Consider the following 13,401-nt stretch of genomic DNA (forward strand, 5'->3'; position numbering starts at 1 on the left):
CGCATCTCATCAAAGTAGGTCACTGCCAGGCTTTAATATAATAGAAAAGGCCACTCCGATAGGGGTGGCCTTTTTTATTATCTGAAGTTTAGACAAGGTGACCTGCTTGAACGAAGTGACAAAAACGCCAGGACAGGCAATGCTCCCAGCATTGCTTCTGCATACACTCCATCCATGGAGATAAGCGTTTTTGCATGAGCGAAGCGAGCCCGTAGGGTCTGCCACAGGGATGTGGCTGATAAAGTAGGTCACCGATAACCGCTCCTGCGTTATCGGAATACATCACATCCATGTGAATAACTGCCAGGCTTTATACAAAAAAAGATCCTGATTTTGTATGTTATGGGCAACTTATATAAAAAAGCCCCTCCTCAATTAAGAAGACGGGCTCTTTTTACTAAGATATTTCAGAACTTGTTTGAACTCAATGCCATTGAAGATAAGGGATGTTATCAAGTACACTGGGTTAGTAACAGTCTACTGCGATAACGTTACTCACCAAAGGGTGAAGTTACATCTTGTGGTACACGGATCGCAAAAATCTTGCGTACGGTTTGTTCCGTCTTCCAGGTACCCTTAAAGCCGGCCTTAACCACGAAACTGTCACCGGCGATATAGCTAACAGACTCGCCATTGTCATCCTTTAATGTGGCCTTGCCTTCGAACATGTGCACCATTTCATCAGCATTATAGATGACGCGATAAGTCCCCGGTGTAGCTTCCCAATAACCCGTTAATAACTTACCGTCTGCAGAGACATATTCAAGCCAGGTAGTCATAGTCGGCAAGCCTTCAAATGGAATCCAACCATCAAGGTCTGATGTAATTGGTGTTGCGCTAGGCGCCGAGAATTTTCCAAAAGTAATTGTTTTCATAACCGGACTCCAATCATTCAAGCAAAGCGTCAAGTTTCGCAATAAACTGGTATCGGGATAAATCCACATTAAGTCTTAATCCTAATGGCTAATTGACAATATGGATAAATTTTTTTGTGTTGGGTTCTAGTTTATTTATACCGAAGGTTTAAAACCACTTAATACGTCATATCGAGCCTTGCGAGTTGACTTCTCATGCGAGGATCATGGAATCGTGGAACTTAATATAAATTCCTCCACACTAGATCAGCTTTCGATGACTTTTGATACGAATACTTCGCCCAGCAAAGCGGTGATTGGGTAATATCCTTTTTATAAGTACGATTTATTTTTTGTATTTATTATGTCCCGGAGCATTTTCACTGTTTCCAGGGCCAGATGGATCGTGGCCGGGCGGCACGTGACCATGTTTATAGTGCCCACATCCTGAAATCATTAAAATAACTACAATGAAAAATGTTGAAATAAGTTTGTTTAACATCAAAAAGGTTGTCCTTAATATTTAAATAAATAAAACCACTAAAAAAGTCCAGTTAACCCGGTGACGGGACATCATTTTCGCTGACACGTTCAGTGCTTAGCTTTTCTTTAGCGAATGCTTGATCGTCTTTATCTGCTGTTAGCCCTGACTGTAAAGCATCAATGTAAGATTTGTTGTAAATCAATTGCGTGAGTAAAGCAAAATGATCTGATCCAAACGGTGACAAGCGACGCATTGCATATAGCTTAAAATGAGGACTATGAAACAAGTGATCCAAGGGCCAGCGCATAAACCAAAAATCAGCATGAAATGTGTTGAACATTCCTCTGCCAATCCGCGGATCTAACAGTTTGCTAATCTTACGAAATAGTCGGGTTGTTTTTGACCAGGCAACATCATTCAGGTCTCCGGTTACAATAACAGGCGTTTCTGCACCCGCAACACTTTTAGCCACCATAATTAATTCAGCATCCCGTTCGGAAGATTCTTCATTTTCAGTAGGACTTGGTGGTGCAGGATGCAGAAAGTGCATCCGAATATTCTGCCCGGATGGTAATGTTAAGAGCGTATGCATCGATGGTATATCATCTTCAACCAGAAATTCAGTTTTTGAATCTGACAAAACGTATTTGGAATATATGTGCATACCATAAAGGTTTTCTAGTGGGCAGCTCATTCTGTAAGGATAATCATCTTCAATATTTTTGAGCTTTGATTGCCACCATTGGTTGGTTTCCAATGTAACAAGAATATCGGGCTTATTCTGTTCAACAAGACTTATAAGTTTTTCAACGTGTTTATTAGACATCAGGACATTAGCGGTGATGATTTTGATACTATTTTCAGTATCGACTTGATCAATTTGCTGAACCTCTTTGGGATACAAACTGGTGTATGGCAATATCCACCATAGCTGATAGGCAAACGCTAACAGAGTTGGACCAAAAAGCATCCAGAAACTTGGTTTTGAGTAGTCCAGAAAAAAAATTTCAGTTGCTAACAAAACTAAAGCGAAAATGAAAAACTGCATTCGAGGGAAATCCAGTGCACGAATCCACCATTTTTCACTATTAGATAAGCTAAAAAAAGTTAGGCAAACTAATAAGAGTACTAGCGGTATAAATATATATAAGCTTAAGCTGTTCAAGAATATTCCAAAGCTGTACTAAAAGAGAATTTTTTGACCATAACATAAAAAGTTTGAACGTAGTATCAAGTGATTTTATGGCGTTTATTCGTGCAAAAAACGTTATAAAACGTGTTTGCGACCATATATGACTACGCCATTTGTAATTTGTTTTTTATTTTTATAAATAGTTAGTTACAGTCTGTATTAAATTACAAATTAAAGTTTTATTGAGGAAAACAGCATTAAAACGTGCCAAAGAGTTTAATTATTACAGAGCATGCCTTATGTTGGCTTTGGTCTAATATGCATATAAATCGCCGGGATGCAGGTTTTAAAACATTATGACAATTTATAAATTAATTGTTGATAGCGGGTTTTAACTGCACTGTTCATGAAGATACCTGCCAATGTTTTTCGCGATAGCCGCGGTCTTGTCAGTAGAGCCATATCCGGCTGCCGTTTGAGTAAGGATAAAGTTTTTATTCCACCCAGAGTCATCGCTCTGATTTCCCAGCCGAGTCGGCCTGATATGCTTAAACCCAGTTCGTAGCCTTCCATCATGATGCTTTCCGTTCGCCGATACATGCTTCGCATTAATGGTGCTAATTGACGGGTGTCCGATTGAGTCAATAAAACTTCCGTAATTCTATTGGCTGCCAGCTCATCTTGCGGTAAGTAAATACGATTCTGCTCAGTGTAGTCCTGCACAATATCCTGATAGAAATTAATTAATTGTAGCGCGGTACAGATCGCATCCGATTGTTTAAGCTGTAGCTCAGTCGGTTGTCCCTGCAGGTGTAAAAGAAGGCGTCCTACAGGGTTGGCCGAAAATCGACAATAATCGAGCACCTCATTAAAGGATGCATAACGTGTCTTGACCACATCCTGTCTAAAGGCAGTCAACAAGTCTTCCAATAATTGAACGGGTAGTTTGAAACGATGCACAGTATCTTCTAAAGCAATAAAGATGGGATCGTTACCGTGATATCTTCGTTCAGTAATGTCAGATAGATGCAGACTGTAGCTATTGAGTAGATGCAACCGGTCTTTCGCCGTTAAATTATCTTCATCAGCAAAATCATCTGCAGTACGGGCAAATGCATAAATGGCCGTAATGGGGCGACGTAATTTTTTTGGCAATAAAATAGAGGCGACTGGAAAATTCTCGTAATGCGATTTAGCCATTTTTAAACAAAACGCATACGCCTTGTTGAGTTCGGATTTACTCCTCATCGCTAAGATTTTGAACCTGGCGTGGCATTTGTTCTACAGGAGGCAGGTCGGTGATCGCATTTTTGCTACTGATGCCCATTTCTGTAAATTTACGGGCACCGGGTAATACCTGACGTTCCAGAGAACCGACCGCACTATTAAAATGATTAACACTACTTCCAAGGCTATTGCCTAATTTACTCAAGTGGTTGCCGAAGGTAGACAGTCGTTTATAGAGGGTTTCACCGAGTTCACGAATTATCTCAGCATTTTCGGCTAATGCCTGTTGTTTCCAACCATAGGAAACAGCACGTAACAGAGCAATAAAGTTGGTAGGGGTGGCCAAAATAATATTCTGGCTCATACTGTCTTCCAGTAAAGCAGGATCGACTTCAAGTGCCGCGGAAAGAAATTGCTCACCGGGAATAAATAACACAACAAACTCAGGCGATTGTGAATATTCCGCCCAGTAATTTTTACGGGAAAGTTCTTTGATGCGTCCGCGAATAATCTGAGCATGACGCTTTAATTCCAGTTTGCGTGTGGCATCATCTTTGGCCTGAATGGCCGATAAATAGGCATCAAGTGGTGTCTTGGCATCGACAATAATTTCACGTTTTTCCGGCAGCCGGACGATCATATCCGGGCGAATACTACCGGTTTCGGTGGTGGTATGCGTTTGCTCATAAAAATCACAATGTGACACCATGCCACTGAGTTCAGCCAGACGGCGTAACGTCATTTCACCCCATTGCCCTCGTACTTCCGGGCGACGCAATGCCTGAACCAGATTCTGGGTCTCAAGTTGCAACTGCTGTTGGTTCAGGTTCATTTGAGCGATGGTGGTGTTCAGACTGCCATAGGCTTCTTTGCGATCTTTCTCAATTTCCTGAATTTGCTTGGTGGTTTGCTGCAATGCTTCGTTAATTGGTTTAAGCATTTGCTCAATGGCTTTTTCTTTGGTTCCCAAATCCGCTTTGGCTTCACTTTGGAAACGTTTCAGATTTTCTTCGGCCAATCGCAAAAAGTTGGAGTTATTGCGTGTTAAAGCTTCATTAGAAAGCTGATTAAAAGTATTAGCAAGTTGATCACGAGTATGGTCGAGGATTTCATCCAACTGTTGTTTGTTTTTTTGTTCTAGTTGTAATGTCAGTTCTAACTCTGCATTTTTATGTTCCAAAACACGAATTTTGCCATTACGAATAACCAGACCGAGAACAATGCCAAGTAAAATACCAACCAGCAAAACAATCAATAAGTCCTGATGTTGCAGAAAGAACGCTGGAGTTAAATCCATTGTAATATCTCGTGGGGATGGTTAATCATACAGTCAGCCTGCCAGGATTCCGGTTCATCAGTCTCTGAAATATAACCGTATAAAGCAACGACAGAGCGCATCTGGGCATTATGTGCCGCCTGAATATCCCGCTCAGCATCACCAATATAAATGCAATCAACCGGTTTAGCCTTAACCAGCTCACAGGCATGTAGCATTGGCGCCGGATGCGGTTTACTGTGAGGAGTGGTATCGGCACTGACGATGCATGCAGCAGCCTCGGCTAAATTCAATGCCTTCATTAGCGGAATCGTGAGAAACGATGGTTTATTGGTCACGACGCCCCATCTAATACCGTTAGCGGTGAGGCCCTCTAGTACCTGTTGCATACCGATAAACAAATCTGATTCACGGGCAATATTTTCAGCATACAGGCTCAAAAAACGTTGTTGCAAGGCAGGATAAACGGGATCTTCCTTTTCAATGCCAAATCCCAGTTTCAATAATCCAGCACTACCATGACTGGCAACTGGACGAATCCGGGCATGATCCAATGGTTGTTTGCCTTCCTGTTCTAACAGGGTATTTAACGCGAAACCCAGATCAGGTGCTGTATCGACAAGTGTGCCATCCAAATCAAACAGCACCACATTAAACGGAGAAATAAACACTAGATTTTTCTGCAGTGAATAAGGTAATTGACATCCACATCTCTGCTGAGTTTATAGTGGCGGGTCAACGGGTTGTATGTAATGCCAGTGATATCATAAACATGCAAACCGGCTTCACGGCAGCAACGCGCCAGCTCAGATGGTCGAATAAAACGGGCATAATCATGTGTGCCTTTTGGCAGCATGTTGGCAATATATTCAGCACCAACAATGGCTAACAAATAAGCCTTAGGATTACGGTTCAAGGTTGAGAAAAAAACATCCCCACCGGGTTTTGCCATGGTGGCACAGGCAGTAATAATCGCCTGTGGGTCGGGCACATGTTCCAGCATTTCCATGCAGGTCACAACATCAAATTCATCCGGATGATTTTCCGCCATGGTTTCTGCGGTCGTCAGTTCATATTTGATTTTCAGGCCAGCTTCCAGCGCATGCAGTTTGGCAACATTGAGTGGCATTTCACCCATATCTATTCCAAGAGTATCTGCACCGCTTTTTACCAAAGCCTCAGTGAGAATACCGCCGCCACAACCTACGTCGATAGCCCGGGCATTTTTCAACTGGGTTCTTTCATTAATAAAGGTCAGTCGCAACGGATTGATTTCATGCAGCGGTTTGGATTGACCTTCCGGATCCCACCAGCTTGATGCCAGTGCATCAAATTTAGCGACTTCGGCTGGATCAACATTATGTTTTGTCATGAGGAAGACCTTATTTTTGTTGCCCATTGTTGTGCCTGGGCAGAAATATGTTGTGCATTTAATGTGGTGAGCTGACGTTGTTTTAATAATTGTTTTCCAGCGACCCAGACATCAGAAACTTTATCGCGACTGGTGGCGTAGACCAATTGAGACGGCAAATTATATATTGGCTGAGTTTCAATCTCGCTGAGATCGATGGCAATAATATCGGCGGTTTTACCGGTTTCCAGCGTGCCGGTGATGGAATCAATACCGAGAGCCTTGGCCGCATTGATGGTGGCCATCTGCAAAGCCTGGTAAGCAGGCACTACGCTGGGATCACCAGAGACACCTTTTGCCAGAATAGCTGCCTGACGCATTTCTGCAAACATATCCAGATCGTTATTGGATGCCGCGCCATCGGTACCAATACTGATATTGACGCCACGCTTGATGAGTTCGGCAACGGGTGTGAAACCACTGGCCAGTTTCAAATTAGACTCCGGGCAATGCACGATGTGAACGCCTGCTTCGGCGCACCAGTCCATTTCTTTTTCCGTTAGCTGCGTCATATGCACCGCAATTAATCGTGGAGAGAGCAAACCTAAGTCTTTGAGTCTTTCCAATGGACGTTTGCCAAACTGGGAAAGACTATCGCTGACTTCTGCCGCCGTTTCATGAATATGCATCTGAATCGGCAAATCCAGTTCTTCGGCGTTAATGATAATGGCTTCAAGTGTTTTGTCAGAAACGGTGTAGGGCGCATGTGGCGCATAATTGGTAGTGATGCGCGGGTGATGACGATACTGATCGTGTAAGGCCTGGCCTTTATGTAAGTACTCATTTACATCTTTCGCCCAGTTAGTGGGGAACTCAATGACGACCATGCCCAGACTTGCCCGAATACCGCTGCTATCAACTACCCGGGCAGTTGCTTCTGGAAAGAAATACATATCACTGAAACAGGTGGTGCCGCCACGGATCATTTCAGCAATAGCCAAAGCCGATCCGGCCTCAGCAAATGCATCACCAACAAACTGTTGTTCAGCAGGCCAGATATGGTTATTTAGCCAGGTCATCAGAGGCAAGTCATCCGCTAAACCGCGGAATAATGTCATAGGGGTATGGCCATGGTTGTTAATTAATCCCGGCATCACGCAATGTTCATCGAGATCCTGTGTCTGAGTAGCTATATAAAGCTGTTCCGCCTGAGTTTGCGGTAATAGCGCTACAATATTGCCCTCATTGACGACAATAGAATGATTTTCAAGAATGAGTTGATCTGCCGTCATCGGCAGACACCAGCGGGCATTTATTATCAGATCGACGTTTTCCATAGCGTCCGATTATAACCGCCATCAGCAGGAGAACACAGTGCAAAGCATCAGTGAAATGATTCAGCCCATCAAGTGGCATGATCAACAACTGCATTTACTGGATCAGCGTTTGCTTCCAACACATCAGGTCTGGCTCAGTTTTGAGCATATTGATGATGTCAGTCATGCTATTCGGGATATGGTGGTGAGAGGCGCCCCAGCTATTGGTGTAACAGCGGCTTATGCAGTGGTTCTGGCGTCCCGTACAGCATGGAACAAAGCCGGTGTGAACTGGAAACAAGCCATGTATGAACCTTTGGCAAAACTGGCAGCATCGCGGCCTACAGCGGTGAATTTAAATTGGGCGATCGAGCGGATGAAAGCCATTTATATTCATTTACCGGAAACCTATTCGCCAGAAGCGGAACTGCTGCAAGCTGCAGTTGAGATTCATCAGCAGGATATCGTTGCCAACCAGACCATGGGAAAGCTGGGAGCAGATTTGATACATGCTAACAGCATAGTGCTAACGCATTGTAATGCTGGTGCATTGGCGACTGGTGGCTTTGGTACCGCATTAGGAGTTATTCGGCAGGGATATGCCGATGGTAAAATACAGCATGTCTATATCGACGAAACGCGTCCCTGGTTACAAGGTGCGCGATTAACCGCCTGGGAATTAATACAGGACAATATTCCCTGTACCTTGCAGGCCGATGTCGCTGCGGCAGCATTAATGGCTTCGGGTCAGATTGATTGGGTTATTGTCGGTGCTGATCGGATTTCTGCCAATGGTGATGTGGCCAATAAAATCGGTACATACTCTCTAGCCGTTTTAGCCAAGTATCACCAGGTGAAAGTGATGGTGGTCGCACCGTTATCGACGATTGACTGGCAAACAGAATCAGGTGAACTTATTCCAATTGAACAACGACCAGCAACTGAAATAACACATATTGGTAGCCAGCAAATTGCGCCAGATGGCGTTCAGGTTTCCAATCCGGCCTTTGACGTCACACCGGCAGGGCTGATAAACGCTATTGTTACTGAAGCAGGCGTTGTGTTGTCGCCATCAGCGACTACAATGAAAAACCTTCGTAAGCACAACTAAGGAGCAGGATATGTCACAAACCGCACTGGTAACCGGCAGCAACAGAGGCATCGGGCTTGAACTCTGCCGGCAATTAAAAGCACGTGGCTTTGATGTGATTGCGACTTGTCGTCATCGCTCTCCGGCATTGGCCGAACTGGATGTGGAAATTATTGAAGATGTGGAAGTCAGCGATCCTATCAGTCTGAAAGCACTTTCGGAAAAACTCGGCGATCGTAAAATTGATTGGCTGATAAATAATGCCGGTATCGCCGCAGGTTTAGGGCTCAATGATATTGATTCGAATGCTATTGAAAGTTTTAAAAGCATGTTTGATGTAAACAGTCTTGGTCCGTTATTGACTACCCAGTCATTAGTGAATCATCTGTCTCAGGGTAGCAAGGTGGGTATCATCACCAGCCGAATGGGCTCAATTGCGGATAATGATTCCGGTGGTAGTTATGCTTACCGCATGTCTAAAGCGGCTGTAAATGCGGCGGGCAAGTCGCTATCAATCGATTTGAAACCTAAAGGTATTGCTGTGGCAATTCTGCATCCTGGTTGGGTGAGAACCGATATGACAGGGCATGGTGGCTTGATTGATGCGGATGAATCGGCAAAAGGTTTGCTGGATCGCATGGCTGAGTTGAATATTGATAACACTGGTACGTTCTGGCATATGAATGGTGAAGTGCTGCCTTGGTAAACTACCCATCGCTTTCAGATCAGCAGCAGCAAGGTTTGCCGGTATTGCTAAAACCGGCAAGCAGAATTCCCGTCCAGTTTAGCGATAGCAGCCATCAACTCTGGTTTTGTGAAACCGTTGATGGACCGATGGTGTTGAAGCGGTGTGATCATGACACGATTCAACAGTCGGCTTTCTGGCGTGGCATGAATAGCCTGTTTGCCATCAATTTCCCAGTGTCATTGGGAAATATTGCAGAAGTTTATCAACAGATATCAAATATCAGTTCTTTAAGTGTCCCATCCTTAATGGCCGCTGAGGCAGCAGAGTTTGTTTTGACCCGTTGGTTGCCTGGAAATGATGTGCACGCTTTAGCTGTAAATCAGCATACGATTAAGTCCCTGGCAAAACACCTTGGATCGGTGCATCAACAGCAGCATTCAAAGTGGGGGAATGTGCAACAGCCGCAATTTACCGCTGCAGAGTGGCCGCTACGCCTGAAATCAACGATAGAATTACTGATACAGCAACAAAAGCCTGCAATTGATCAGGCTGTTTTACAGCAGGTCTTTATCCAAGCTGAACAGCTTTGTGAAAAGATGTTTGTACCCATAATGCCTGATTTGCGATGGGATCAATTTCTGATGCAGCAGGACCAGCTCTCTGCCTTGGTCGATTTGGATGCGATTGTCTATGGCCCCCAAACATTAGAATTTGTTTTGCTGGAATATTTATTGGATCAACAACAGGCTGAGCTTTTTGCAGTTGAATATCTGAACCATCAGACCATTCCTAATCTGACGGCTGTTCGGCTGCCATACCGTTTATTACTTTTTTTAATGAATGTGCTAGGTGAGACAGATTTGAATTTGTGGCTCAATCATCCTGAACGGTTCAGTTAAGCTTGTTGGGTCTGGTGTTGTTTTGCTAATAACTGACGCCATTTAAAATACCCGGCCATGGCGAGAAACAGATAAATACTGAACATGACAATGGTGGCGTAAAAACCGGTCAATGCATAAAGTACAATCGCCGAGCTGTTGATAACTTGCCAATACAGCCAGTTTTCCAGAACTTTACGCGCCATCAAAACGGTATTCATCACTGAAAACACCATCACTGCAGCATCCAGATAGGGATATTGCGTGGCGTGTGCCGATAGGTAATAGCCAAATACCAGGCTGAGAAACCCGCCAGTGGCAATAAAGATAAGATGATATTGCCACGGCCAGCTGTGAATATTCAGTTCTGCCGTCTGGTTTTCATGACGATGCCAGAGAATAAAGCCATAGACCGCCATACCGATGTAATACAGGTTGAGCAGAGCCTGCATTGGTAACTGATTTTCCCAAAACAGGATGGTGTAAATAATGGTACTGATAAACGCTAATGGCCAGCACCATTGGGATTCACGGGCAGCAAACAGGATATAACCGATGCCAAGCAGCGCGGCAAATACTTCCCAGCCACTCATGGACACCAATCCAGCTAGCGTAATATCCCACCAACCTGACTCAGACATCAGTCTTTAACTTGATGACGATCGTTACCAATCAGTTTCAACACAAAAACACTATGAGGCAGTTGGGCAAATACAGCTTCAATTTCGCTGTCCATTGCATCCATTACATCACGATATTCACCAAAAATCTGGGTGCTCAAAGTATTACGATGCACAATCAGTTTCGGATTGTTTTCCAACTTGGCAATAAACGCCAGAATTGGTTCGACAAATTGTTCTGTCAGCGGATAAAGGCTGATATCAACTGAAATTCGCATAATGATTTCCGGAAAAAGTGGGGCACTACTGTGCCCCGTATAAATTAGTAGTCGTAAGAAACAGTCATGCCAAAAGTACGAGGATCGGCATACTGGGTATAAACCCGATCTTCATATTCCGTGGAAGGATCGATACCAAAGAAGAAGCCGCGAGTGTAATAATCTTTATCAAACAGGTTGCGTCCCCATAAGGTAAATGTCCAGTTTTGCTGCTGGTACTGCAAACTGGCATTGGTAATGGCGTAAGAACTGGATTTCGCATTATGGCTGTTGGAGTAATAGAACTCATCCTTGCCCTCAACATTGGCGCGAAGAGTCCATTGCGGGGTCAGATAGACTTCACTGCCAACACTGAAAGTGTAGGCTGGAGCATGAGCCTGCCTTCTGCCCTGAATATTTAAACCAGCCTCATCCAGTTCAGGGTTGTTGTATTCGTCAAATGTCGCGTGTAAAAGACCTAATGCTGCAAAGGTTCTTATTCGTTCATTGATCAACCAGTCAACACTTGCTTCAATGCCCATATTACGACCTTTGGCTGCATTATCCTGATAATCGATAAAACGGGTGCCGCCACCATCACGAGGAACACTGACAGATGTTTTTACCTGGGCATCTTTTCGTAAACCATAAAATGCGGTGATATCGGTCACCAGACTGCCATCCAGCCACAATGACTTCATGCCGGCTTCCAGATTCCATAAATATTCATTATTGAATTTGCGTAAGCCGGAAGCCAGATCTGCTTCCGTATTAACCCCCCCAGCTTTGTAGCCGCGGGATAATGATGTGTATAAAAGGTGTTGTGGGCGGAACTGATAATTCAGACCGACTTTGCCACCGAATAATACATCGTTGTCATCGAGATCCAATCCTTGCGAATCCTCATAATCAGCGTCCCAATGTTCAACGCGTAAACCGGTTATTAAAGTCAGCTTATCGGTTAAGGCAGTATCAAGTTGGCCATAAATGGCGCTATTAAACGTTTTATAAGTATTATCTAAAGCAAACGGAAAAACTGCATCACTATCAATGGCATTCGCAAAATAGGTGCGTTTTAAGTCCTGACGTTGATCGGCGAGATAAATACCAACGGACCAATCGGTTGTATCAGAAAAAATACGACCATCTTCATTTGATAGAGCCCTGAATTCAAATGAATAATTTTCCCGTTCACGCTTATATTGATCAAAACCACTATAAGGACAGTTAAATGCATCATTGTCTTCATCGGCATCCACACAGGTAGCATCAACAGGAAATTGTGTTTTAAATGACCAGTCATCATCGTAACTATATTCCAAATCAGATTTGGAATAGGTCAAGGTTGATTGCAATTGCACTTTACTGTTGGCACGCCAGTCAGTATTCAATGCAAACGCATTGGTATGCTGTTTGTCTTTACCAGGCTGATCTGACAGGCTGTTTCGACTGTTATCCAGTGTGAAAGCGTCGTAACCATTGTCAATATTCAAATGTAGTAAATTAAGATCAATGGTCAGATCATTACTGACCAGCCATTTTAAATGTCCGCGGGCAGTCAGTTCATCCTGATTTTGCGTATTATCCCGACCCAGAAAATCGTTATCCATATAACCATCTGAACGATGGGTATGTACGGCTATCCGTCCCAGTAATGTGTCTTTAATCAGTGGGCCGCCAACGGCAACACCAACACTGCGCGTATTGTAATTGCCAATAGTGGACTGAAAGTTCATATCCAGATCATTGGTCGCCTGTTTGCTTTGCATATTAATAACGCCAGCTAATGCATTGGCACCATACAACGTACCCTGTGGGCCGCGTAATACTTCTACTTTCTCAATATCAAATAAAGTAGCTGCGCCGCCACTGCGGCTAAAATCTATACCATCAATATATAGGCCGACTGATGGATTAAGAGGCGCCAGAAACTCACTTCGTTCACCAATACCGCGGATCTGAAAAAACTGGCCACGAGACGCACCGCTGGAAAGGTTTACATTAGGTGCCAGATTCAACACATCTTCAATATGCTGAGCGCCACGCGATTCAATAATATCTTCATCAAATGTGGTCAGACTGACGGGAATGTCCTGTGCTTCGGCCGGACGAAAGTCAGCGCTAACTAGCATGGAGGGTAGATCGGTACTGTTGTTCTGAGCAACTGCGCATGGTGAAAAAAGCGCGCTGGTAACTGCAATGGAAAGCAGGGTGGGTTTCATGACTAT

Annotated in this window: 13 protein-coding genes; 3 read left to right on the top strand and 10 right to left on the bottom strand. The window is 44.0% G+C overall.

Annotated features, from left to right (window positions below; translation table 11 throughout):
• Positions 1-491: 491 nt before the first annotated feature.
• The 7 genes from B2W60_RS00765 to B2W60_RS00795 form a co-directional block, all read right to left on the bottom strand.
• Positions 492-875, bottom strand: a complete 384-nt coding sequence (locus B2W60_RS00765; protein WP_292361825.1) for a cupin domain-containing protein — start codon at positions 873-875, stop codon at positions 492-494.
• A gap of 533 nt (positions 876-1,408) precedes the next feature.
• Positions 1,409-2,503, bottom strand: a complete 1,095-nt coding sequence (locus B2W60_RS00770; RefSeq protein WP_292361826.1) for an endonuclease/exonuclease/phosphatase family protein — start codon at positions 2,501-2,503, stop codon at positions 1,409-1,411.
• 321 nt (positions 2,504-2,824) lie between these two features.
• Positions 2,825-3,670, bottom strand: a complete 846-nt coding sequence (gene hpnC, locus B2W60_RS00775) for a squalene synthase HpnC (protein ID WP_292361827.1) — start codon at positions 3,668-3,670, stop codon at positions 2,825-2,827.
• A gap of 37 nt (positions 3,671-3,707) precedes the next feature.
• Complete coding sequence (locus tag B2W60_RS00780) at positions 3,708-4,994, bottom strand: DNA recombination protein RmuC (protein WP_292361828.1); 1,287 nt, start codon at positions 4,992-4,994, stop codon at positions 3,708-3,710.
• Positions 4,985-5,644 (bottom strand): HAD family hydrolase, encoded by a 660-nt coding sequence (locus tag B2W60_RS00785; protein WP_292361829.1) that lies wholly within the window; start codon positions 5,642-5,644, stop codon positions 4,985-4,987. The genes B2W60_RS00780 and B2W60_RS00785 overlap by 10 nt, the downstream gene beginning before the upstream one ends.
• A complete protein-coding gene (gene ubiG, locus B2W60_RS00790; RefSeq protein ID WP_292361830.1) occupies positions 5,644-6,345 on the bottom strand; it encodes a bifunctional 2-polyprenyl-6-hydroxyphenol methylase/3-demethylubiquinol 3-O-methyltransferase UbiG in 702 nt (233 codons plus the stop codon). The genes B2W60_RS00785 and ubiG overlap by 1 nt, the downstream gene beginning before the upstream one ends.
• Entirely contained in the window at positions 6,342-7,661 is a 1,320-nt protein-coding gene (locus B2W60_RS00795; protein WP_292361831.1) for a TRZ/ATZ family hydrolase, read from the bottom strand. The genes ubiG and B2W60_RS00795 overlap by 4 nt, the downstream gene beginning before the upstream one ends.
• A gap of 37 nt (positions 7,662-7,698) precedes the next feature.
• Here B2W60_RS00795 and mtnA point away from each other — a divergent pair, with 37 nt between their 5' ends.
• Genes mtnA through B2W60_RS00810 form a run of 3 tightly spaced genes read left to right on the top strand, consistent with a single transcriptional unit; the run spans position 7,699 to position 10,317 of the window.
• Positions 7,699-8,751: an S-methyl-5-thioribose-1-phosphate isomerase gene (gene mtnA / locus B2W60_RS00800; RefSeq protein ID WP_292361832.1), complete on the top strand. Its 1,053-nt coding sequence runs from the start codon at positions 7,699-7,701 to the stop codon at positions 8,749-8,751.
• A gap of 10 nt (positions 8,752-8,761) precedes the next feature.
• Positions 8,762-9,436, top strand: a complete 675-nt coding sequence (locus B2W60_RS00805) for an SDR family oxidoreductase (RefSeq protein WP_292361833.1) — start codon at positions 8,762-8,764, stop codon at positions 9,434-9,436.
• Positions 9,430-10,317 carry a phosphotransferase gene (locus B2W60_RS00810; RefSeq protein WP_292361834.1) on the top strand — a complete coding sequence of 296 codons (888 nt, stop codon included), beginning with the start codon at positions 9,430-9,432 and terminating at the stop codon, positions 10,315-10,317. Before B2W60_RS00805 ends, B2W60_RS00810 begins: the two co-directional genes overlap by 7 nt.
• On the opposite strand, the gene pnuC is transcribed toward B2W60_RS00810, so the two are convergent.
• The 3 genes from pnuC to B2W60_RS00825 are packed head-to-tail and all read right to left on the bottom strand — an operon-like array spanning position 10,314 to position 13,395.
• The gene (pnuC, locus tag B2W60_RS00815; protein WP_292361835.1) at positions 10,314-10,937 is read right to left on the bottom strand and encodes a nicotinamide riboside transporter PnuC; all 624 of its coding nucleotides are present in this window, start codon (positions 10,935-10,937) and stop codon (positions 10,314-10,316) included. The two genes, B2W60_RS00810 and pnuC, sit on opposite strands and share 4 nt — an antisense overlap.
• On the bottom strand, positions 10,937-11,194 hold the full coding sequence (locus tag B2W60_RS00820; RefSeq protein WP_292361836.1) for a YkoF family thiamine/hydroxymethylpyrimidine-binding protein: 258 nt from the start codon (positions 11,192-11,194) through the stop codon (positions 10,937-10,939). The genes pnuC and B2W60_RS00820 overlap by 1 nt, the downstream gene beginning before the upstream one ends.
• Before the next feature lie 44 nt (positions 11,195-11,238).
• Entirely contained in the window at positions 11,239-13,395 is a 2,157-nt protein-coding gene (locus B2W60_RS00825; RefSeq protein ID WP_292361837.1) for a TonB-dependent receptor, read from the bottom strand.
• Positions 13,396-13,401: the final 6 nt, after the last annotated feature.

The organism is Methylophaga sp. UBA2496, from assembly GCF_002341635.1.
Taxonomy (GTDB): Bacteria; Pseudomonadota; Gammaproteobacteria; order Nitrosococcales; family Methylophagaceae; genus Methylophaga.

Coding starts and splice junctions, on each gene's coding strand:
- pnuC (WP_292361835.1), bottom strand. CDS start 10,937: ATGTCTGAGTCAGGTTGGTGGGATATTACGCTAGCTGGATTGGTGTCC.
- B2W60_RS00805 (WP_292361833.1), top strand. CDS start 8,762: ATGTCACAAACCGCACTGGTAACCGGCAGCAACAGAGGCATCGGGCTT.
- B2W60_RS00765 (WP_292361825.1), bottom strand. CDS start 875: ATGAAAACAATTACTTTTGGAAAATTCTCGGCGCCTAGCGCAACACCA.
- B2W60_RS00825 (WP_292361837.1), bottom strand. CDS start 13,395: ATGAAACCCACCCTGCTTTCCATTGCAGTTACCAGCGCGCTTTTTTCA.
- hpnC (WP_292361827.1), bottom strand. CDS start 3,670: ATGGCTAAATCGCATTACGAGAATTTTCCAGTCGCCTCTATTTTATTG.
- B2W60_RS00780 (WP_292361828.1), bottom strand. CDS start 4,994: ATGGATTTAACTCCAGCGTTCTTTCTGCAACATCAGGACTTATTGATT.
- B2W60_RS00820 (WP_292361836.1), bottom strand. CDS start 11,194: ATGCGAATTTCAGTTGATATCAGCCTTTATCCGCTGACAGAACAATTT.
- ubiG (WP_292361830.1), bottom strand. CDS start 6,345: ATGACAAAACATAATGTTGATCCAGCCGAAGTCGCTAAATTTGATGCA.
- B2W60_RS00795 (WP_292361831.1), bottom strand. CDS start 7,661: ATGGAAAACGTCGATCTGATAATAAATGCCCGCTGGTGTCTGCCGATG.